The organism is Qipengyuania sp. SM2512 (assembly GCF_054954005.1).
Map to the genome: position 1 here is coordinate 1,379,523 of NZ_CM143134.1, position 19,773 is coordinate 1,399,295.

The window sequence follows — 19,773 nt, forward strand, 5'->3', positions numbered from 1 at the left end:
CTGGGGAGGGGGCTGCCCCCACGCGGGACGGAGGCCCCGGGCCCGCCGCCGGCGAAGGGGTGGCAGGCAAAGAAAAGGGCGACCGAAGCCGCCCTTTCAGTGTCTTTTTCGATGTCGCCGTCGCGTTACTGCGCGACGACCCCGCCGGCACCGAAGGTGCGGTAGCGTTCGTTGCCGACGAAGCCGAACTTCGTCACGCCGCTCGCCTTGATCACGTTGAGCACGCGGGCCGAGAGTTCGTAGCTCGCGGTGCCTTCGGGCTCGAACTGCAGTTCGGGCTCGGGCACGATGTCGCGCGTGATGTTGAGGTTGCGGACCAGTTCGCTCTCGTTGAGCACCTCACCATTCCAGAGAATCTCGTCGGCCTGGGTCAGGACGATCTTGTTCTGCTCCGGGTCGATCTGGTTCTCCGGCGGAGGGTTGGGGTTGGGCTGCGGCAGGTCGATATCGACCGAATGCGTCGCAACCGGGATGGTGATGATGAACATGATGAGGAGAACGAGCAGGACGTCGATCAACGGCGTCATGTTCATCTCGAGCATCGGGGCGCCATCGTCCTTGCCGCCTGACATTGCCATGATTGATTACTCCTGAAATCTTTACGCGAGCGGCGGCTTAGCCGTTCGGATCGACCGGGTTGGAAATGAAGCCCACGGTCGGATAACCGGCTGCCTGGACGTTGTAGATCGCACCCGCAACACAGGACCACGGAGCGTTCACGTCGCCGCGGATGTGAACCTGCGGGATCAGCTCGGGATCCGCCATGATTGCCTCGGGTCCGCCTGCGCGCTGCACGATATTGTCGAGCCGTTCGAACGCCCGATCATACAGTTCCTCGGACGAAACCGGGGTGATGTTGTTGAAATAGACCCGGCACGCCCCATCGCGGGATGCACCCTGAAAGCCCGGCTCGCCCGCGCTCAACCCGCTCTGATCGGTCGTGCTGACCGTCAGCAAAAGGTTTTCGACCTTGTCGGCCGATTCCACTGATTCGAAGATCGGAATGCGCAGCTTCTCGATCGTCTGGATCGCGACCGGAACCGCGATGAGAAAGATGATGAGGAGTACGAGCATCACGTCCACCAGAGGGGTCGTATTGATGTCCGACATCGGCGTTTCGGTGCCGCCGCCTACCTGAACCGCCATGGCCTATCCTGTCCGTAGCTTGAATTGCTTGTTGGTGAAGAAGGGGAGGGCCGGACGCATCGCGCCCGACCCCGGCCCGCTTACTTCTTGATCGTGGTCGATGTGGTCGTCGTCGTTCCGCCGGCCAGCGGCTTGGTAGCCGTGCTGGTCGTGCCCGGACGGGCCGTCGCCGGAGCAGCCGAAGCCTTGGCAGCGGTCGTCGTCGAGTTCGACGTCATCACCGCCGGCTTCACCGTGCCCTTGGAATTGACATAGGCCAGCAGGTCGGTCGAGAATGCCGAAAGGTGCTCGGAGATACGACGGTTGCGGCTCTGCAGCCAGTTGTAGGCAAGCACCGCGGGAACCGCGACGAGCAGACCGATGGCGGTCATGATCAGCGCTTCACCAACGGGGCCTGCGACCTTGTCGATCGAGGCCGAACCGGCGAGGCCGATGTTGATCAGGGCGCGGTAGATGCCGATAACCGTACCCAGCAGGCCGATGAACGGTGCAGTTGCACCGACCGATGCGAGGAACGGAAGGCCGCCGGCGAGCCGTGCGTTAACATAGGCTTCCGAACGCGCCAGCGAACCGTGCATCCAGTCGTGGGCTTCGAGGCTGTCGCCCATCTTGTCGTGCTTGCTTTCAGCGTCGACCGTGTCGTCGACCAGCTGACGCCAGGCGCTGTTCTTCTCCAGCTTGGTGGCGCCTTCCTTGAGGCTGTTGGTCTTCCAGAAATTGTTCTGGACGTCCTTGTACTGGCGCATGATCTTGTTCTGCTCGAAGAGCTTGGTGAACAGGATGTAGAACGAGCCGACCGACATGATGACGAGCACGCCGAAAATGGACCAGGCGATAACGCCGCCCTGTTCCATGGCTTCCATGAAGCCGAACTGATTCTGCGGTGCCGCTTCGCCCGCGACGGCAAGAATTTGAGTAATCATAGCGAATGGTCCTTGTCGATAAAGGTCAAATTAGGTTTGTGCGCCGGTCAATCCGGCAAGACATATCGGATCGATTGCGTCGTGGTCGACGAGATCGGATCGCCCGCCGCATTGAGTGCCGGATTGTACCGCGCATAACGCTGCATTCCTCGGCAAGCGGCTTCGTCAAGCGCACTGGAACCGGAGCTTCCCGATACCGAGCACGCTTCCACCCGACCATTCGCGCCGATCGTGATGCGCATGGTCACCGTACCCTGCTCTTCCTGACGAAGAGCGCGGGAAGGATAGTCGTTCTGAATCCGACCGGCCCAGTTGCCCTGATCGCGAGGCGAGGCGCCGCGCGCCTGGGACGGAGGTGCCGGTGGCGGCGGTGCGGGCGGTGCGGGACGCGGCGCCGGCGGTGCGGGCGGCGGAATCCTTACCTGAACCGGTGCGGGCGGCGGTATCGTGACCGTCGTCCGGATGTCCGGGGGCCGTGTCGATATGTTCATCGGCGGCGGCGGAGCCACGGGAGGCGGCGGGGCCGCGGCCTCGGGCTGTGGCTCGGGGGGCGGCGGTTCTTCCTCCGGCTCCGGGGGCGGCGGCTCTTCAACATCGATCGTCGTCACCCGCTCGATCATCTTGGTCGCCGCCTCATAGGCGAGACCGGTGATCAGCGCGTAACCGAGAGCAATATGAATCAGAGCAACGATGATAATCGCGATTACGCGATTGCCACTCATCTGTTGGTCAGCATAAGCCATTCGGTCGCATCACTCCATCGTACACGCCGGAATGCTCCGGCGATTAAAGCACCTTGCCACGACCAGCGTCGCAAGGTGCCAAAAAAATATCCGTCAGCATCCCATCGGTATTCCCAAGGACCAAAGGCCCAAAAGGTTTCCGAAATGACCCACCGCGAACCCGCCAAAGCAATTTTATATCATGCGCTTCGGTCTGGTCGCGTCTTTACCCATCATGCCGATGCACCGCAAACGCTTTATCGGTTAACCCCGGATTCAGTGCACCTCGGCTTGGAACAGGCAGAGCGCGCCGCCATTCTGATTTTACCTGGCGGGCCAGTTTCGCCGTCCCTATTGGAAATCTCTCGATGAACAACGCCCCCCGCATGGTTCTGCTTTCCCTCGCCGCCGGGCTGGCAGCGGTCGCCGGTCCGCTGGTTGCGCAGGAGCGTCCGGCGCCTGCCCCGCCAGTCGCCACCTCCGGCCCGATTGCCGGCCCGAACTCTGGCCCGGCCTCTGGACTAACCTATGCCGATCTGGTCGATCTTGCCGAGGGGACGCCGCTGGTCATCCGGGCCAGGATCAAACAGCAGGCGCAGGTTTCGCCCGAGCGTGCGCCGGGTCTCGCCCCGGGGTTCGCGCGGCTCTATATCGAAGCCGATACGCTGGCGCTGCTCGCGGGCAATGTGCCGATCGGGGAATCGCTGCGCTATCTCGTCGACGTGCCGTTCGACGCGCGGGGCAAGCTCCCCAAGCTCAAGAAGCAGGAGGTGATGCTCTTCGCCCGCCCCGTGCCGGGGCGCCCGCGCGAGGTGCAGCTGGTCGATCCGCGTGCGCAGCTTGCGGCCACTCCCGAGCTCGAGAGCCGGCTGCGCCCCGTGCTGGCGCAACTGGCCAGCGCCGACCGGCCCCCGGTGGTCACCGGAGTACGCGACGCCCTGTCGATCGCCGGGACGCTGACCGGGGAATCGGAGACCCAGCTGTTCCTCGACACCGCCAACGACGGTCCGGTCTCCGTGACCGTCGTCCGGCGGCCCGGAATGGAGCCGCGCTGGGGCGTATCCTGGACCGAGATCGTCGATCAGGCGGCACGGCCGCCCAAAGCGGGCACGCTGGCCTGGTACCGGCTAGCCTGCGGCCTGCCCGAGCAGTTGCCGGCCGACGCGAACCTGGCACGCGACGAGGAAAATCGCGCCCGCGCCGCCGAGGATTATGCGCTGGTGATGGCCCGCCTCGGCCCGTGCGAGCGCAACCGCAGCTAGCCCCGCGCCAAGACAAACTGGTTCCCGCGTGCCCATGCCTTGCGCTAGGCGCGGCGCCATGGACCAGCATTTCACCCACCGCTTCCGCGTGCGCTACGCCGAGGTCGACCCGCAGGCGGTCGTCTTCAACTCGCGCTATCTCGAATATGCCGACATCCTGGTGAGCGAATTCTTCCGCGACCGGCGGGCGCACGGCCTGCCCGACGGGATGGAATTCCATATCCGCCGCGCCGAGGTCGATTACCTTCGCCCGATCCGCTCGGAAGAGCTGGTCGAAGGGCGGCTGAGCGTCGAGCGGATCGGCACCACCAGCATGGCGATGCGGATCGCGCTTCACGGGGTCAACGAAGCGACCGGCGCGGCAGACGATCTGCGCGCCGAGATCCTGCTGGTTCAGGTCCATGTCGATCTTGCCACCGGCCGGCCGCTCGCGATCCCCGATTCGCTGCGCGCGGCCTTCGGCTTTCCGGTCGCCGAGGCGGTCCATGCCTGAGCCGCTGCGGATCGCGCTCGCCGGGCTGGGGACGGTCGGCACCGGGGTGCTGCGGCTGCTCGCGGCCAATGGCGAGGTTCTGGCCAGGCGCGCGGGCCGCCCGATCGAAGTGGTCGCCGTCTCGGCCCGCGACCGCACACGCGACCGCGGCGTGGATCTGAGCGGCTATCATTGGGCGGACGACATGACCACGTTGTCTATGCGCGATGATGTCGATGTTGTGATCGAACTGGTCGGCGGTTCCGACGGTCCGGCACTCGCCTTGGCTCGTGATTCGCTCGCCAATGGCCGCCACTTCGTCACCGCCAACAAGGCGATGATCGCGCTCCACGGCATGGAACTCGCCGAGATCGCCGAAGCCAATGGCGCCGCGCTCAAATTCGAGGCCGCGGTCGCGGGCGGTATTCCGGTGGTCAAGGGGCTGCGCGAAGGCGCGGCTGCGAACCGCATCGAACGTATATCCGGAATTCTCAACGGCACCTGCAATTTCATCCTCTCCGAAATGGAGCGCAGCGGCGCAGATTTCGCCGATGTGCTGACCCAGGCGCAGGCCAAGGGCTTTGCCGAGGCCGACCCCGGTTTCGACATCGAAGGCGTCGATGCGGCGCATAAACTCGCCATTCTCGCTGCGATCGGCTTCGGCTCGCGGATCGATTTCGGCTCGGTCGCGATCAGCGGGATCACCGAGGTCGGTGCCGCCGACATCGCGCGCGCCGAAACGCTCGGATTTGTCATCCGCCTGGTCGCAGTTGCGGATTGCGACACGCAAGGGCCGGACGCGCCCCGGCTTTTGCAGCGGGTGCGGCCCTGCCTCGTCTCCAAGAACCACCCGCTGGCGCATGTTACGGGACCCACCAATGCGGTGGTGGTCGAGGGGAATTTCTCGGGCCGCCTGCTGTTTCAGGGCGCTGGTGCCGGTGATGGACCGACCGCGAGTTCGGTGGTCGCCGATCTGGTCGACATCGCCCGCGGCGACACCGGACTGCCGTTCTCGGTGCCGGTCGCCGATCTTCAGCCGCTACAGGCGGCCGATCCCGGACACCGGGTGGGCCGCGACTATCTGCGCTTCACCGTCGCCGACCGCCCCGGTGTGCTGGCCGAGATCACCGCCGCCATGCGCGATGCCGACCTGTCGATCGAAAGCCTGATTCAGCAGGGGCGTTCGGCCGATGGCGGCGAAGTGCTGGTGGCGATGGTCACCCACGAAGGGCCCGAGCGCTGCGTGACCAAGGCGCTCGAACTGCTCCAAGGCTCGACCAGCCTTACCGCTCCGCCGCTGGTCCTTCCGATTCTGCGCGACTGACTTCTTCGCCGTCGAAGTCAGGGGCCGGAGGCAGGCCAAGCTCCTCCGCTATGATCGGCGAGACCTGTGCGCGCCCGGCGTCACCGCCGCTGCCCAGCGGAGCCAGGCCGCGCGCGATCCTGTCCGCATCGGATCCGGGCGGCGCTTCGGGGAGCGCCGCGAAGTCGATCATGAGCGCCGGCGGCGGCGGGCATTTCTGCAGTCCCGGAATGCAAAGCCCGCCGATGGTCGGTGCGCCCGTGAAGATGCCGCAATTGGGTCCGCACGGATCGACCGGCGGCGGATTGTCCTTATTCATGGTTTCGGCGGCGTAGCGCCGTTCCCAAGCACCTTGGTCCCAGACGCCGTCGGTGTTTTCGCCGCTCCGTCCGCACACCACGATCTCGCCCGAAATGACGGTGGCGAGATCGTCCTCGACGCAGGGGACCGCCGCGCTTTCCTCGTCCTCTTCCTGGACCGCTTGCGTAACCAGCAGGTCGATCCGCTGCGGCGGACCCGACTCCTGCGCCAGTGCCGTTTGGCCGATGCCGAGCACCAACAAGGCGGCGACTGCGCCCGCGTGTCTCGACATTGCCATGCTCCCTGTATATCCGCGCGCCAAACTCGCTTCTGGGACTGAACCGACTATGAACCTGCCAGCCGACAACCCGCTCGACCGCATTCTCGTCCTCGAAATGGTCCGCGTGACCGAGGCCGCCGCGGTTGCGGCATCCAAGCTGGTCGGTCGCGGCGACGAAAAAGCGGCTGACGCTGCCGCGGTCGAGGCGATGCGCAAGGCCTTCGACGAGCTCTATATGGACGGCACCGTCGTGATCGGCGAGGGCGAACGCGACGAGGCACCGATGCTCTATATCGGCGAGAAGGTCGGCGGCGCACCGGGCAAGGGCCCCAAGATCGACATCGCGCTCGACCCGCTCGAAGGCACCACCATCACCGCCAAGGCTGGCGCGAATGCGCTGGCGGTGCTGGCCGCCGCCAAGCAGGGCGATCTGCTCAACGCGCCCGACACCTATATGGACAAGCTGGCGGTCGGCCCCGGCTATCCCGAGGGGATCATCGATCTCGCCAAATCGCCCAGCGATAACGTCCGCGCGGTCGCCGAGGCCAAGGGCGTCGAGCCATCGGAGATCATCGTCTGCGTCCTCGACCGGCCGCGCCACACCGATCTCATCGCCGAACTGCGCGGTCTGGGCTGCGGCGTGGTGCTGATCGACGACGGCGATGTCGCCGCGGTCATCGCGGTGACCGACGAGGACACCACGATCGACATGTATATGGGCCAGGGCGGCGCCCCCGAGGGCGTGCTCGCGGCGGCGGCGCTGCGCTGCGTCGGCGGCCAGTTCAACGGCCGGCTCGTCTTCCGCAACGAGGAAGAGAAGGGCCGCGCGCGCAAGCTGGGCATCCCCGACGATCAGTTCGACCGGATCTACAAGCTCGAGGAGCTGGCGCGCGGCGACTGCATCTTCGCCGCCACCGGCGTGACCGACGGTTCGCTGCTCGCCGGCGTGAAGCGCCGCCGCGGCGGGCTGATGACCACCGAGAGTGTGGTCATGCGCGCCAGCAGCGGCACGGTGCGCTGGATCAAGGGCGAGCACAAGACACGCTAACGCACGAGACTGCACATTCGGCTCGCCCGCATCTCCCGGTTCCTGCCGGAAAACCGGCCGCCCGCGTGTTGCAATCGCGTGACGCTAAGCTAGGCGTTGCGCGACGCGCTGACAGGGATTCGTTCGCATGAAAATCATGGCCGCCAATTCGAACCTGCCGCTTGCCCGCGCGATCGCGGCCTATCTCGAAATGCCGCTGGTCGACGCCGGTGTTCGCCGCTTTGCCGACGAGGAAATCTTCGTCGAGATCCACGAGAACGTCCGCGGCGAGGACGTCTTCGTGGTCCAGTCGACCAGCTACCCCGCCAACGACAATCTGATGGAACTGCTGATCTGCATCGATGCGCTGCGCCGCGCCTCGGCCAAGCGGATCACCGCGGTGGTGCCCTATTTCGGCTACGCGCGGCAGGATCGCAAACCCGGTCCGCGCACCCCGATCTCGGCCAAGCTGGTCGCCAATCTGATCACCGAGGCCGGGGCCAGCCGCGTGCTGGCGGTCGATCTGCACGCCGCCCAGATCCAAGGCTTCTTCGATATCCCGACCGACAATCTCTACGCCGCGCCGGTGATGGCGGCGGATATTCAGGCGCGCTACGGCGATCAGGACCTGATGGTCGTCAGCCCCGATGTCGGCGGCGTGGTCCGCGCCCGCGCGCTGGCCAAGCGGCTCGACAACGCGCCGCTCGCGATCGTCGACAAGCGTCGCGATCGCCCCGGCGAGAGCGAGGTGATGAACATCATCGGCGAGGTGAAGGGCCGGCACTGCATCATGATCGACGACATCGTCGATTCGGGCGGGACTCTGTGCAACGCCGCCGAGGCGCTGCTGGCGCAGGGCGCCGCGAGCGTGGCCGCCTACATCACCCACGGCGTACTTTCGGGCGGCGCGGTGGCGCGGATCAACAAATCGTCGCTCAAGGAACTGGTCATCACCGACACCATCCGTCCCACCGACGATGTGCTCGATTCCGACCGGATCCGGATCCTCACCATCGCCCCGCTGGTCGGCGAGGCGGTGCGCCGCATCGCCGACGAAAGCAGCGTCTCCAGCCTGTTCGACTGAGATGGCGAGCAGCGCCGATCTCGCGCTCGCCCACCGCCTCGCCGATGCGGCGGGCGAGGCGATCCGGCCGCTGTTCCGCGGGAGCTGGACCGAGGAGCGCAAGAGCGATTCCTCGCCCGTGACCGAGGTCGACCGCGCCGCCGAGGCGGCGATGCGCGCGATCCTCGAAGCCGAGCGGCCCGGCGACGGCATTATCGGCGAGGAATACGGCACAAGCAACGAGGGCGCGGCGCGCCAATGGGTGCTCGACCCGATCGACGGCACCATCAGCTTCATGGCCGGGCGGCCGATCTTCGGGACGCTGATATCGCTGATGGAAGGCGGCTGGCCGGTGCTGGGCGTGATCGACCAGCCGATCGCGAAGGAGCGCTGGGTGGGGCGGATCGGGCACGAGACCACCTTCAACGGGCGAGCCGCGCGCACCCGCTCGTGCCGCAGCCTGGGCGATGCGGTGCTCGCCACCAGCAGCCCGCATTACTTCTCCAGCGAGGAGGCCGATCACTATATGGCGCTCGCGCAGGCGGTGGCAAAGGACAAGCGGCAGGGCATGATCGTCTATGGCGGCGACTGCTACAATTACGGGCTGCTCGCCTCGGGCCATCTCGATGTGGTCTGCGAGGCCGGGCTCCAGCTGTTCGATTTCGCCGCGCTGGTGCCGATCGTCGAGGGCGCGGGCGGGATGATGTGCGACTGGTCGGGCGAACCGCTCCACGCCGAGAGCGACGGGCGCGTGCTGGCGCTGGGCGAACCGGCGCGGCTCGAGGATGTGCTCGAGGCGATGGGGCGCATCGAAGCAACCGACCACGACCACGACCACGACCATGACCACGGGCACTGAGCGCGCGGCGGCCGGTTCGACGGGCATGAGCACCATCCTCGTAACCGGCGCGGGCAATGGCATCGGCCGTGCCACACTTCTCCATTTCCACGGGCTCGGCTGGCGCGTCGCCGGGCTCGACACGGATACCGAGGCGCTCGCCGAATTGCGCGCGGCGCTCCCCTCGACCGACGCGCTGCTGCTGACCTGCGATGTCGGCAAGGAAGGCGAGGTCGCCCGCGCCTTCGCCCGGATCGAGGACTGGCTGGGCGGGGCGGGGCTCGATTGCCTCGTCAACAATGCCGGGATCGCCGATCCCTATTGCGGGCCGCTGGCAGACCTTTCGCTCGCCGACTGGCAGAAATGGATCGATGCGAGTCTGACCGCCGCCTTCCTGTGCAGCCGCGCCGCGGTTTCGCTGCTCGAACGCACCGCCGATGCGGGGGCCCCAGCCAGCATCGTCAACATCTCCTCGACCCGCGCGGTGATGAGCGAGCCCGAGTGCTTCGCCTACGCCGCCGCCAAGGGCGGGCTCGATGCGCTGACCCATGCAATGGCGGTCTCGCTCGGCCCCGCGATCCGCGTCAACGCGGTCCGTCCGGGGTGGATCGAGACCGGACCCTGGCAGAAGACCGGCCGCCGCAGCCAGCCCGCGCACCGTCCGCGCGACCGCGACCAGCACCCCGTCGGCCGGGTCGGGCGCTGCGAGGATATCGCCGAGGCGGTCGCCTATCTGCATCACGCCGGCTTCGTGACGGGGCAGCATCTCAACATCGACGGCGGCATGACCGGCAAGATGATTTACGAGCACTGATGGCTGCGGCGGGCCCCCTCGACAAGCGCACCGCGCTGGTGACCGGGGCGGCGCGCGGGCTGGGCTTCGCCATCGCGCGCGGGCTGGCGGAGGGCGGGGCGCGCGTCTGGCTCAACGGGCGCGACGAGGCGGCGTTGGCCGCAGCGGCGAGGGAGATCGGCCCGGCGGCGCACGCACTGGCCTTCGACATCGCCGACGATTCGGCATGCGAATCGGCCTTCGCGCACGTCGCCGGGAAGGGCGGGCTCGACATTCTGGTCAACAATGTCGGGCAGCGCGACCGGCGCCCTCTCGAGGATCTCCGCCGCGGCGACATGAGCGCGCTGCTCGACACCAATCTGGTCGCCCCCTTCGACCTGGCGCGCCGCGCCGCACCGCTGATGCGGGCGCGCGGCTACGGGCGGATCGTCAACATCACCTCGATCGCCGCGGAAATCTCCCGCGGCGATCCGCTCTACACCGCCAGCAAGGGCGGGCTCGCCGCGCTGACCCGCGCGCTGGCGGCCGAGCTCGGCGCCGCCGGGATCACCGTCAACGCGGTCGCGCCGGGCTATTTCGCGACCGAGGCCAATGCCGCGATGGTCGCCGATCCGGAAGTCTCGGAGCACCTCGCGCGGCGCACCTCGCTGGGGCGCTGGGGGCAGCCGCAGGAGATCGCCGGAGCGGTGGTCTTCCTCGCTTCGCCCGCCGCCAGCTACGTCACCGGGCAGACGCTGGCGGTCGACGGGGGCTACCTCAGCCACTTCTGATGCTTGCCTTTGCGGGCAAAAAGGCTATGTGCGCGAACTTCAACGACACGTGATTCATGTGCCGGCCTGGCGACAAGGGCTGCCAGGGCTGGTTCGACGTGTCTCTGCAAGGAGATGAAAATGCCCAAGCTGAAGACCAAGAGCGGTGTGAAGAAACGCTTCAAAATCACCGCCACCGGCAAGATCAAGCACGGCGTCGCTGGCAAGCGCCACCGGCTGATCAGCCACAATGCGAAGTATATCCGCCAACACCGCAGGACCAAAGTTCTCTCCAAGGCCGACAACGCCGCGGTGAAGAAATGGGCCCCCTACGGGCTCGGATGAGCCCTCGGTTTAAGGAGAAAGAGATATGCCTCGCATCAAACGCGGCGTGACCACACGCCAGAAGCACAAGCGGCTGCTCGACCAGGCCAAGGGCTATCGCGGTCGTCGCAAGAACACCATTCGCGTTGCGCGTCAGGCGGTCGAAAAGGCCGGCCAATACGCCTATCGCGACCGCAAGGTTAAGAAGCGCAACTTCCGCGCCCTGTGGATCCAGCGCATCAACGCGGCGGTCCGGGCCGAAGGTCTGACCTATTCGCAGTTCATGCACGGCGTGAAGCTCGCCGGGATCGAACTCGACCGCAAGGTGATGGCCGACCTCGCCATGAATGAAAGCGCCGCCTTCGGTGCGATCATCAAGCAGGCCAAGGGCGCGCTTCCCGCCTGATCCTTCGCATAAGCGAAAGGAAAGAGCGCCGCCCCTCCCGGGGTTGGCGCTTTTTCTTTGCCCGGCTTTCGGCTAGCGAGCCCACCCATATGACCAGTGATCACGAACAGACCATCGCCGACACGCTCAAGCGGCTCCACCGCACCGACGACTTGTCCGGGATCGAAGCGATCCGGGTCGAGGCTTTGGGCAAGCAGGGCTGGCTCAACCAGCTGATGAAGACGCTGGGCAAGATGAGCCCCGAGGAACTCCAGGTCGAAGGCCCGCGGCTGCAGGGCATGCGCGCGCGTATTTCCGAGGCGATCGACGACCGCAAGGCCGTGCTGGAGGCTGCCGAGCTGGAACGGCGGCTGGCGAGCGAGGTCATCGACCTGACGCTGCCCGCGCCCGAGACGCCCATGGGCTCGGTCCACCCGGTCAGCCAGGTGATGGACGAGCTCGCCGAGATCTTCGCCGACCTCGGCTTCTCGGTCGCCACCGGTCCCGAGATCGAGGACGACTGGCACAATTTCACCGCGCTCAACATGGCCGAGACGCATCCGGCGCGCGCGATGCACGACACCTTCTATTTCGGCGAGCAGGACCGCGACGCGGAGGGCAACCGGATGCTGCTGCGCACCCACACCTCGCCGGTCCAGATCCGCGCGATGATGGAGAACGGTGCGCCGATCCGGCTGATCGCCCCGGGCCGGGTCTACCGCTCGGACAGCGATGCGACCCATACGCCGATGTTCCACCAGATCGAGGGGCTGGTGATCGATCGCGATATTCATCTCGGCCATCTCAAATGGACGCTCGAGACCTTCCTCAAGGCCTTCTTCGAGCGCGACGATATCGTGCTGCGGCTGCGGCCCTCCTATTTCCCTTTCACCGAACCCAGTGTCGAGGTCGATGTCGGCTGGCAGGACGTCGATGGCCGCCGCGCGCTCGGCGGCGATGGCGATGCGCCCGGCCACGGCTGGATGGAGCTGCTCGGTAGCGGGATGGTCAACGCCCGGGTGATCGAATTCGCCGGGCTCGATCCCGAGCAATGGCAGGGCTTCGCCTTCGGGGTCGGGGTCGACCGGCTGGCGATGCTCAAATACGGGATGGACGATCTGCGCGCCTTTTTCGACGGCGACCAGCGCTGGCTGGCGCATTACGGCTTCTCACCCTTCGATCAGCCGACGCTTTCGGGCGGTGTGGGAGCGCGCGCATGAAATTCTCGCTCGAATGGCTCCGCCACTTCCTCGACACCGAGGCTTCGACCGCCGAAATCGCCGCCGCACTCAACGCCATCGGCCATGAGGTCGAGGGGATCGAGGACCCGGCGCAAAGGCTCGCGGGTTTCCGCGTCGCCCAGGTGCTCACCGCCGCGCCGCATCCCGATGCCGACAAGCTTCAGGTGCTCACCGTCGATGCCGGTGACGGCCAGCCGCTCCAGGTCGTCTGCGGCGCGCCCAATGCGCGCGCGGGGATGAAGGGCGTGCTCGGCCTGCCGGGCGCGGTGGTCCCGTCCAACGGGATGGAACTGCGCAAGAGCGCGATCCGCGGGCAGGAATCCAACGGCATGATGTGCTCGGTGCGCGAGCTCGAGCTGGGCGATGCGCATGAGGGCATCATCGAGCTTCCCGAGGACGCGCCGGTCGGTGCGAGCTTCGCCGATTACCACGCCGCGTCGCCGGTGTTCGATGTCGCGATCACCCCCAACCGCCCCGACTGCATGGGCGTTATGGGGATCGCGCGCGATCTCGCTGCAGCAGGGCTGGGGACGTTCAGGCCGGTCGAGGTGCCTGTGATCGAGGGCGCTTACGACTGCCCGATCGACATCCGCACCGAGGATCCCGAGGGTTGCCCCGCCTTCTACGGCCGCGTCATCCGCGGGGTGTCCAACGGCAGCTCGCCCGAATGGATGCAGCGCCGGCTGCTCGCCGCGGGCCAGCGCCCGATCTCCGCGCTGGTCGATTGCACCAACTACCTGATGCTCGCCTGCGGGCGACCCGCGCATGTCTACGACCTCGCGACGCTCTCGGGCGCGATGGTCGCGCGCCGCGCGGTTGCGGGCGAACGGGTCGAGGCGCTCAACGAGAAGACCTATACGCTGGGCGAGACCATGACGGTGATCGCCGACGAGCACCGCGTCCACGACATCGCCGGGATCATGGGCGGGGCGCATTCGGGGGCGAGCGAGGGCACGACCGACGTCCTGCTCGAGATCGCCTATTTCGACCCCGAGCGGATCGGGGTGACCGGGCGCAGGCTTGGCCTCGCCAGCGATGCCCGCACGCGGTTCGAGCGCGGGGTCGACCCCGCCTTCCTCGACGAAGGGCTGGCGCTGCTGACCGATCTTATCCTCAAGTGCTGCGGCGGCGAGCCGAGCAATGTGGTCCGCGCCGGAGCGCCGCCCGCCGAGGCCAAGCACATCGCTTTCGACCCCGCGCTGACCGCGCGGCTGGGCGGCGTCGAGGTAGCGGAGGCCGAGCAGCGCCGCATTCTCGAAGCGCTCGATTTCGCCGTGGCCGACGACTGGCACGTCGGTGTCCCGCTGCGTCGCCACGACATCGAAGGCCCTGCCGATCTGGTCGAGGAAGTGGTCCGCATCCACGGGCTCGGCAAGGTGGCGAGCGTGCCGCTGCCGCGCCCGGATGGCGTTGCGCGGCCGACCGCGACACCGGCGCAGCAGCTCGAGCGCAGGCTGCGCCGCGCTGCCGCCGCGCGCGGGCTCAACGAGGCGGTGACATGGTCCTTCCTCCCCACTGCGCAGGCCGAGCATTTCGCCGACGGCAACGTGCTCTGGGTGCTCGACAATCCGATCAGCGAGGACATGAAGGCAATGCGCCCCTCGCTGCTCCCCGGACTGCTCGCCGCCGCCGCGCGCAACGCCGACCGGGGCCTCAACGGATCGCGGCTGTTCGAGATCGGCCGCCGCTACCTGCGCGGCAAACACGGCGCCAGCGACGAGCGCGCGACGCTGGGCCTGGTGCTGGCGGGCCACAAGACTGCGCGCGGCTGGTCGAGCGGCAAGACTTCGGCTTTCGACGCCTATGACGCCAAGGCCGAGGCGCTCGCGCTGCTCGAGGCGGCCGGTGCTCCCACCGCCAATCTGATGGTGATGGGTGAGGCGGGCGACCAGTTCCACCCCGGCCAGTCCGCCACGCTGCGGCTCGGACCCAAGAACGTGCTCGCACGCTTCGGCGCGCTGCATCCCGCGACGCTCAAGGCTTTCGATCTCGACGGGCCGGTGATGGCGGCCGAGATCTTCCTCGACGCGATCCCCGCGAAGAAGGGCAAGCCGACCTTCGCGCGCCCCGCCTATGCGCCGCCGGCGCTGCAGGCGGTCACGCGCGACTTCGCCTTCCTCGTGCCTGCGGAGCTCGCCGCGGGCGATCTGCTGCGCGCGGTCGGCGGGGCGGACAAGCAAGCCATCGTCGGCGCACGGGTGTTCGATGTCTTCACCGGGCAGGGCGTGCCGGAGGGCCGCAAATCGCTCGCCATCGAGGTGACGCTGCAGCCCGGCGAGAAGAGCTTCACCGACGAGGAGATCAAGGCGATCTCGGACAAGGTGATCGCGGGTGCCGCCAGGCTCGGCGCGGAGCTGCGGGCATGAGCCGGACCGCGCTCGTCACCGGCGCCACCGCGGGGATCGGCGAAGCCACGGTGCGCGCGCTGGTCGCGAGCGGCTGGCGCTGCGTGGCCACCGGGCGGCGCGCCGAGCGGCTGCAGGCGCTGGTCGACGAACTGGGCGCGGACAAGGTTCACGCGGCGGCGTTCGACGTCACCGACGAAGCTGCACGCGACGCCGCTCTGGATGCTCTGCCCGAAGCGTTTGCCGGAATCGATCTGCTGGTGAACAACGCCGGGCTCGCGCTGGGCACATCGCCCGCGCAGGAGAGCGATCTCGCCGACTGGAAGACCATGATCGCGACCAATGTCACCGCGCTGGTCTCGCTCACCCACAAGCTCCTGCCGGGGCTGATCGCGCGCAAGGGGGCGGTGATCAACCTCTCCTCGGTCGCGGCGAACTATCCCTACCCCGGCGGCAATGTCTATGGCGGGACCAAGGCCTTCGTCAGCCAGTTCACGCTCGGCCTGCGTTCCGACCTCCACGGCACCGGGGTGCGCGTGACCGCGATCGAGCCGGGCATGGTCGAGACCGAATTCACCCTGGTGCGAACCGGTGGCAACCGGGACGCGCACGAGAAACTCTACGGCGGCGCGCAGCCGATGACCGCAGCGGATATCGCCGAGACCGTCCGCTGGGTCGCCGAACTGCCGCCGCATCTCAACATCAACACGCTCGAGCTGATGCCGGTGAGCCAGAGCACCGCCGGCTTCCGGATCGCGCGCGAGCACCATTGAACCTTCCCCGAGTCCCCGCGAAGGCGGGGACCTCAGGCGGTTGCGAGCCGCCGGCTGAGGCCCCCGCCTTCGCGGGGGCGCGGAGAGAGAAAGACAGATCATGATCTCCAATCGCCGCACCTTCGCCATCATCTCGCATCCCGATGCGGGCAAGACCACGCTGACCGAGAAGCTGCTGCTGCAGGGTGGCGCGATCCATCTCGCGGGCGAGGTCAAGGCGCGCGGGCAGGCGCGGCGCGCGCGGTCGGACTGGATGAAGATCGAGCAGCAGCGCGGCATTTCGGTGACCAGCTCGGTGATGACCTTCGAGCGCGACGGGATCACCTTCAACCTGCTCGACACGCCCGGGCACGAGGATTTCTCGGAGGACACCTACCGCACGCTGACCGCGGTCGATTCGGCGATCATGGTGATCGACGCCGCCAAGGGCATCGAGCCGCAGACGCGCAAGCTGTTCGAGGTCTGCCGGCTGCGCAGCGTGCCGATCATCACCTTCGTCAACAAGGTCGATCGCGAGGGCCGCCCGGTGTTCGAGCTGCTCGACGAGATCGCCGACATGCTCGCGCTCGATGTCTCGCCGCAAATGTATCCGGTGGGGATGGGCGGCCAGTTCGAAGGCGTGCTCGATTTCGCCACCGGTTGCATCGCGCGGCCAGAGGGTCCGTCGAAGGAGTTCCAGGGCAAGCGCGATTCCGACGCCGAAATCCCCGCACAATTCGCCGAGGAGATCGAGCTGGCGCAGATCGGCTATCCCGAATTCGATCTCGAGGCCTATCGCAACGGCGATCTCACCCCGGTGCTGTTCGGCTCCGCGCTCAAGAATTTCGGGGTCACCGAGCTGATCGACGCGATCGCCCGGATCGCCCCGCCGCCGCGCCCGCAGCCCGCAGGCGACGAACAAATCAGCCCCGATCGCGACGAGGTCACCGGCTTCATCTTCAAGGTCCAGGCCAATATGGACCCCAACCATCGCGACCGGATCGCCTTCATGCGCCAGGTCTCGGGCACCTTCAAACGCGGCATGAAGCTCACCCCCTCGGGGCTGGGCAAGCCGATCGCGATCCATTCGCCGATCCTGTTCTTCGCGCAGGATCGCGAGATCGCCGACACCGCCGAAGCGGGCGACATCATCGGCATTCCCAACCACGGCACGCTGCGGGTGGGCGACACGCTGTCCGAGAAGAACGAGCTGCGCTTCACCGGCCTGCCCAATTTCGCGCCCGAGATCCTGCGCCGCGTCCAGCTGCGCGACCCGACCAAGACCAAGCAGCTCAGGAAGGCGCTCGACGATCTCTCCGAGGAGGGCGTGATCCAGGTGTTCTATCCCGAGATCGGCGGGCAGTGGATCGTCGGCGTGGTCGGCCAGCTCCAGCTCGAGGTGCTCGTCTCGCGGCTCTCGGCCGAATACAAGGTCGAGGCGGGGCTCGAGATGGCGCCCTTCTCGACCGCGCGCTGGCTCAAGGGCGAACCCGCGGCGCTCGACGATTTCGAGAAGTTCAACCGCGCGCATCTGGCGCGCGACCGCGACGGCGATCTGGTGTTCATGGCCAAGAGCCCGTGGGACGTGAACTATCAGGAAGAAAAGAACCCCGGCCTGACCTTCTCGGCGACCAAGGAGCGCTAGGATCGTGAGTGCCCGCGCAGGCGGGGACCTCGGGCGGAGGCGCGAAACGCCTGGGATCCCCGCCTTCTCGGAGGATCACCAGGAAATTGAGGTTTGCACAGCGCGCTCCGATGCGATTAGGCCGCACACATGACCCACTCCGGACCCACTTCGCAAACCTTCATCTCGCAGCGGCTGCGGCTGCACTACGTCGACTGGGGCAATCGCGGCAAGCCGCCGCTGGTGCTGGTCCATGGCGGGCGCGACCATGCGCGCAGCTGGGACTGGGTCGCGGAGCAGCTACGCGACGACTGGCATGTGATCGCGATGGATCACCGCGGTCACGGCGATTCCGACTGGGTCAGCGACGGCAACTACCAAACCAGCGACATGGTCTACGATCTCGCGCAGCTGATCCACCAGCTGGGCGTCGGGCCGGTGACGATCGTCAGCCATTCGATGGGCGGAAACGTCTCGCTGCGCTACGCCGGGACCTTTCCCGAGATGGTCACCAAGCTGGTCGCCATCGAAGGGCTCGGGCCCAGCCCCAAGCGCCAGGCCGAAATGCGCGAGACGCCCTATCCCGAACGCGCGCGCGAATGGATCGACAAGAAGCGCGCCGCCTCCGCGCGAGCCCCTCGCAAATACGAGAGCATCGAGACTGCGTTCCAGCGGATGATCGAGGAGAACTCCTACCTCACCGAGGAACAGGCGCGGCATCTCACCATCCACGGGGTCAACCGCAACGAGGACGGCACCTACACCTGGAAGTTCGACCCGCATCTCAACGTCTGGCCGGTCGAGGACGTCGCCGACGAATTCCTTTACCAGACCTGGGCCGCGATCGCCGCGCCCACGCTGCTGCTCTACGGCGCCGACAGCTGGGCCTCCAACCCCGAGGGCGACGGACGGCTCGACCATTTCAACACCGCGCGCGTGATCGAATTCGAGAAGGCCGGTCACTGGCTCCACCACGACCAGTTCGACCGCTTCATGGCGGTGCTGGCGGATTTCCTCTGACGCCGATGCGGCTCACCTTCGCCAGCTACAACATCCACAAGGCGATCGGCCGAGATCGCAAATGCGATCCCGAGCGGATCATGGCGGTGCTGCGCGAGATCGATGCCGACGTGATCGTCCTGCAGGAGGCCGATCGCCGCTTCGGCGACCGCGCCAGCGTGCTGCCGCGCGCCCTGCTCGACGACTACCCCTGGAAGGTCGTCGATGTCGCGCGCCGGCCGCGCAGCATCGGCTGGCACGGCAATGCGATCCTGGTCCGCCGCGAATGCGAGGTGCAGGATGCCGAGGCGCTCCATCTGCCCACGCTCGAGCCGCGCGGCGCCGCCAATGCGGTGGTCCGGATCGAGGGGCGGAACATCCGCATCATCGGCACCCATCTCGACCTCTCGGGCCTGCGCCGCCGCGACCAGGTGCGCGCGCTGCTCGATTTCGTCGCCAAGACCACCGAGGATTGTCCGACGATCATCGGCGGCGACTTCAACCAGTGGGGCCGGTTCACCGGCGCGATGCGCGAATTCGGCGACGACTGGCACGCGATCTCGCCGGGCCCGAGCTACCCCAGCCGCGGCCCGATCGCCCGGCTCGACCGGATCGTCACCTCGCCCAGCTGGACCTGCCGCGATGCCCATGTCCACCACAGCCCGCTCGCCAGCGTGGCCTCGGACCATCTGCCCGTCTATGCGGAGCTCGATCTGCCTTAAATCTAGGCAGCCGCCCAATCCTTGGGCGGAAGTTTAATAAAGATTATCCCCACGAGCCTCCGATTGACGCCAAATTGCGTCGATTGTTGTGTTGGCACAGCAATTGCAAAGCTCTTCCTCGCCGGGAACGGGTCCGGCAGCGATAGCTCAGGGGGGGCCGCGTGAAATACATCATCGCCGTCATCAAGCCGTTCAAGCTCGACGAGGTGCGTGAAGCCCTCGGTTCGATCGGGGTTGCGGGAATGACCGTGTCCGAGGTCAAGGGCTTCGGACGCCAGAAAGGCCAGACCGAGATTTATCGCGGGGCCGAATATTCGACCAACATGCTGCCCAAGGTGAAGATCGAGGTCGCCGCCAGCGACGATCTCGCTGCCCAGGTGGTCGAGACGATCCAGCAGACCGCGAGCACCGAGGCGATCGGCGACGGCAAGATCTTCGTCTTCGATCTCGCCAGCGCCACGCGCATCCGGACCGGCGAGACCGGCGACACCGCGCTATGACCC

General features: G+C 67.0%; 23 protein-coding genes. 18 read left to right on the forward strand and 5 right to left on the reverse strand.

Going from position 1 to position 19,773, the window contains the following annotated elements:
- Positions 1-125 precede the first annotated feature (125 nt).
- The 4 genes from ACQ5J0_RS06965 to ACQ5J0_RS06980 all read right to left on the reverse strand — a co-directional run bounded on the left by ACQ5J0_RS06965 (position 126) and on the right by ACQ5J0_RS06980 (position 2,812).
- Entirely contained in the window at positions 126-578 is a 453-nt protein-coding gene (locus ACQ5J0_RS06965; RefSeq protein ID WP_462569839.1) for an ExbD/TolR family protein, read from the reverse strand.
- A 37-nt stretch (positions 579-615) separates the two neighbouring features.
- The gene (locus tag ACQ5J0_RS06970) at positions 616-1,146 is read right to left on the reverse strand and encodes an ExbD/TolR family protein (protein WP_462569840.1); all 531 of its coding nucleotides are present in this window, start codon (positions 1,144-1,146) and stop codon (positions 616-618) included.
- Positions 1,147-1,226: 80 nt separating this feature from the next.
- A complete protein-coding gene (locus tag ACQ5J0_RS06975) occupies positions 1,227-2,069 on the reverse strand; it encodes a MotA/TolQ/ExbB proton channel family protein (protein WP_462569841.1) in 843 nt (280 codons plus the stop codon).
- 47 nt (positions 2,070-2,116) lie between these two features.
- The gene (locus ACQ5J0_RS06980; protein WP_462569842.1) at positions 2,117-2,812 is read right to left on the reverse strand and encodes an energy transducer TonB; all 696 of its coding nucleotides are present in this window, start codon (positions 2,810-2,812) and stop codon (positions 2,117-2,119) included.
- 144 nt (positions 2,813-2,956) lie between these two features.
- Here ACQ5J0_RS06980 and ACQ5J0_RS06985 point away from each other — a divergent pair, with 144 nt between their 5' ends.
- Genes ACQ5J0_RS06985 through ACQ5J0_RS07000 form a run of 4 tightly spaced genes read left to right on the forward strand, consistent with a single transcriptional unit; the run spans position 2,957 to position 5,849 of the window.
- Positions 2,957-3,163, forward strand: a complete 207-nt coding sequence (locus ACQ5J0_RS06985) for a hypothetical protein (RefSeq protein ID WP_462569843.1) — start codon at positions 2,957-2,959, stop codon at positions 3,161-3,163.
- Positions 3,160-4,053, forward strand: coding sequence for a hypothetical protein (locus ACQ5J0_RS06990; protein ID WP_462569844.1), 894 nt, complete (start codon positions 3,160-3,162; stop codon positions 4,051-4,053). The genes ACQ5J0_RS06985 and ACQ5J0_RS06990 overlap by 4 nt, the downstream gene beginning before the upstream one ends.
- Positions 4,054-4,111: 58 nt before the next feature.
- Positions 4,112-4,546: an acyl-CoA thioesterase gene (locus ACQ5J0_RS06995; protein ID WP_462569845.1), complete on the forward strand. Its 435-nt coding sequence runs from the start codon at positions 4,112-4,114 to the stop codon at positions 4,544-4,546.
- Complete coding sequence (locus tag ACQ5J0_RS07000) at positions 4,539-5,849, forward strand: homoserine dehydrogenase (RefSeq protein WP_462569846.1); 1,311 nt, start codon at positions 4,539-4,541, stop codon at positions 5,847-5,849. The genes ACQ5J0_RS06995 and ACQ5J0_RS07000 overlap by 8 nt, the downstream gene beginning before the upstream one ends.
- On the opposite strand, the gene ACQ5J0_RS07005 is transcribed toward ACQ5J0_RS07000, so the two are convergent.
- A complete protein-coding gene (locus ACQ5J0_RS07005; RefSeq protein WP_462569847.1) occupies positions 5,809-6,420 on the reverse strand; it encodes a hypothetical protein in 612 nt (203 codons plus the stop codon). The genes ACQ5J0_RS07000 and ACQ5J0_RS07005 overlap by 41 nt on opposite strands.
- Positions 6,421-6,475: 55 nt before the next feature.
- Here ACQ5J0_RS07005 and glpX point away from each other — a divergent pair, with 55 nt between their 5' ends.
- The 14 genes from glpX (at position 6,476) to ACQ5J0_RS07075 (ending at position 19,770) form a co-directional block, all read left to right on the forward strand.
- Positions 6,476-7,456 (forward strand): class II fructose-bisphosphatase, encoded by a 981-nt coding sequence (glpX, locus tag ACQ5J0_RS07010; protein WP_462569848.1) that lies wholly within the window; start codon positions 6,476-6,478, stop codon positions 7,454-7,456.
- Between the two features lie 127 nt (positions 7,457-7,583).
- On the forward strand, positions 7,584-8,519 hold the full coding sequence (locus tag ACQ5J0_RS07015) for a ribose-phosphate pyrophosphokinase (RefSeq protein WP_462569849.1): 936 nt from the start codon (positions 7,584-7,586) through the stop codon (positions 8,517-8,519).
- A gap of 1 nt (position 8,520) precedes the next feature.
- A complete protein-coding gene (locus ACQ5J0_RS07020) occupies positions 8,521-9,357 on the forward strand; it encodes an inositol monophosphatase family protein (RefSeq protein WP_462569850.1) in 837 nt (278 codons plus the stop codon).
- Complete coding sequence (locus ACQ5J0_RS07025; protein ID WP_462569851.1) at positions 9,341-10,150, forward strand: SDR family NAD(P)-dependent oxidoreductase; 810 nt, start codon at positions 9,341-9,343, stop codon at positions 10,148-10,150. The genes ACQ5J0_RS07020 and ACQ5J0_RS07025 overlap by 17 nt, the downstream gene beginning before the upstream one ends.
- Positions 10,150-10,899 (forward strand): SDR family oxidoreductase, encoded by a 750-nt coding sequence (locus ACQ5J0_RS07030; protein WP_462569852.1) that lies wholly within the window; start codon positions 10,150-10,152, stop codon positions 10,897-10,899. The genes ACQ5J0_RS07025 and ACQ5J0_RS07030 overlap by 1 nt, the downstream gene beginning before the upstream one ends.
- Positions 10,900-11,019: 120 nt before the next feature.
- Positions 11,020-11,223, forward strand: coding sequence for a 50S ribosomal protein L35 (gene rpmI / locus ACQ5J0_RS07035; RefSeq protein WP_462569853.1), 204 nt, complete (start codon positions 11,020-11,022; stop codon positions 11,221-11,223).
- Positions 11,224-11,248: 25 nt separating this feature from the next.
- Complete coding sequence (gene rplT, locus ACQ5J0_RS07040) at positions 11,249-11,608, forward strand: 50S ribosomal protein L20 (protein WP_462569854.1); 360 nt, start codon at positions 11,249-11,251, stop codon at positions 11,606-11,608.
- An 89-nt stretch (positions 11,609-11,697) separates the two neighbouring features.
- Entirely contained in the window at positions 11,698-12,807 is a 1,110-nt protein-coding gene (pheS, locus tag ACQ5J0_RS07045; RefSeq protein ID WP_462569855.1) for a phenylalanine--tRNA ligase subunit alpha, read from the forward strand.
- Positions 12,804-15,194, forward strand: coding sequence for a phenylalanine--tRNA ligase subunit beta (pheT, locus tag ACQ5J0_RS07050; RefSeq protein WP_462569856.1), 2,391 nt, complete (start codon positions 12,804-12,806; stop codon positions 15,192-15,194). The genes pheS and pheT overlap by 4 nt, the downstream gene beginning before the upstream one ends.
- Complete coding sequence (locus tag ACQ5J0_RS07055) at positions 15,191-15,946, forward strand: SDR family NAD(P)-dependent oxidoreductase (RefSeq protein ID WP_462569857.1); 756 nt, start codon at positions 15,191-15,193, stop codon at positions 15,944-15,946. The genes pheT and ACQ5J0_RS07055 overlap by 4 nt, the downstream gene beginning before the upstream one ends.
- Positions 15,947-16,046: 100 nt before the next feature.
- A complete protein-coding gene (locus tag ACQ5J0_RS07060) occupies positions 16,047-17,570 on the forward strand; it encodes a peptide chain release factor 3 (protein WP_462569858.1) in 1,524 nt (507 codons plus the stop codon).
- Between the two features lie 129 nt (positions 17,571-17,699).
- The gene (locus ACQ5J0_RS07065; RefSeq protein ID WP_462569859.1) at positions 17,700-18,569 is read left to right on the forward strand and encodes an alpha/beta fold hydrolase; all 870 of its coding nucleotides are present in this window, start codon (positions 17,700-17,702) and stop codon (positions 18,567-18,569) included.
- Between the two features lie 5 nt (positions 18,570-18,574).
- Positions 18,575-19,270 (forward strand): endonuclease/exonuclease/phosphatase family protein, encoded by a 696-nt coding sequence (locus tag ACQ5J0_RS07070; protein WP_462569860.1) that lies wholly within the window; start codon positions 18,575-18,577, stop codon positions 19,268-19,270.
- A gap of 161 nt (positions 19,271-19,431) precedes the next feature.
- Positions 19,432-19,770 (forward strand): P-II family nitrogen regulator, encoded by a 339-nt coding sequence (locus ACQ5J0_RS07075; protein ID WP_462569861.1) that lies wholly within the window; start codon positions 19,432-19,434, stop codon positions 19,768-19,770.
- Positions 19,771-19,773: the final 3 nt, after the last annotated feature.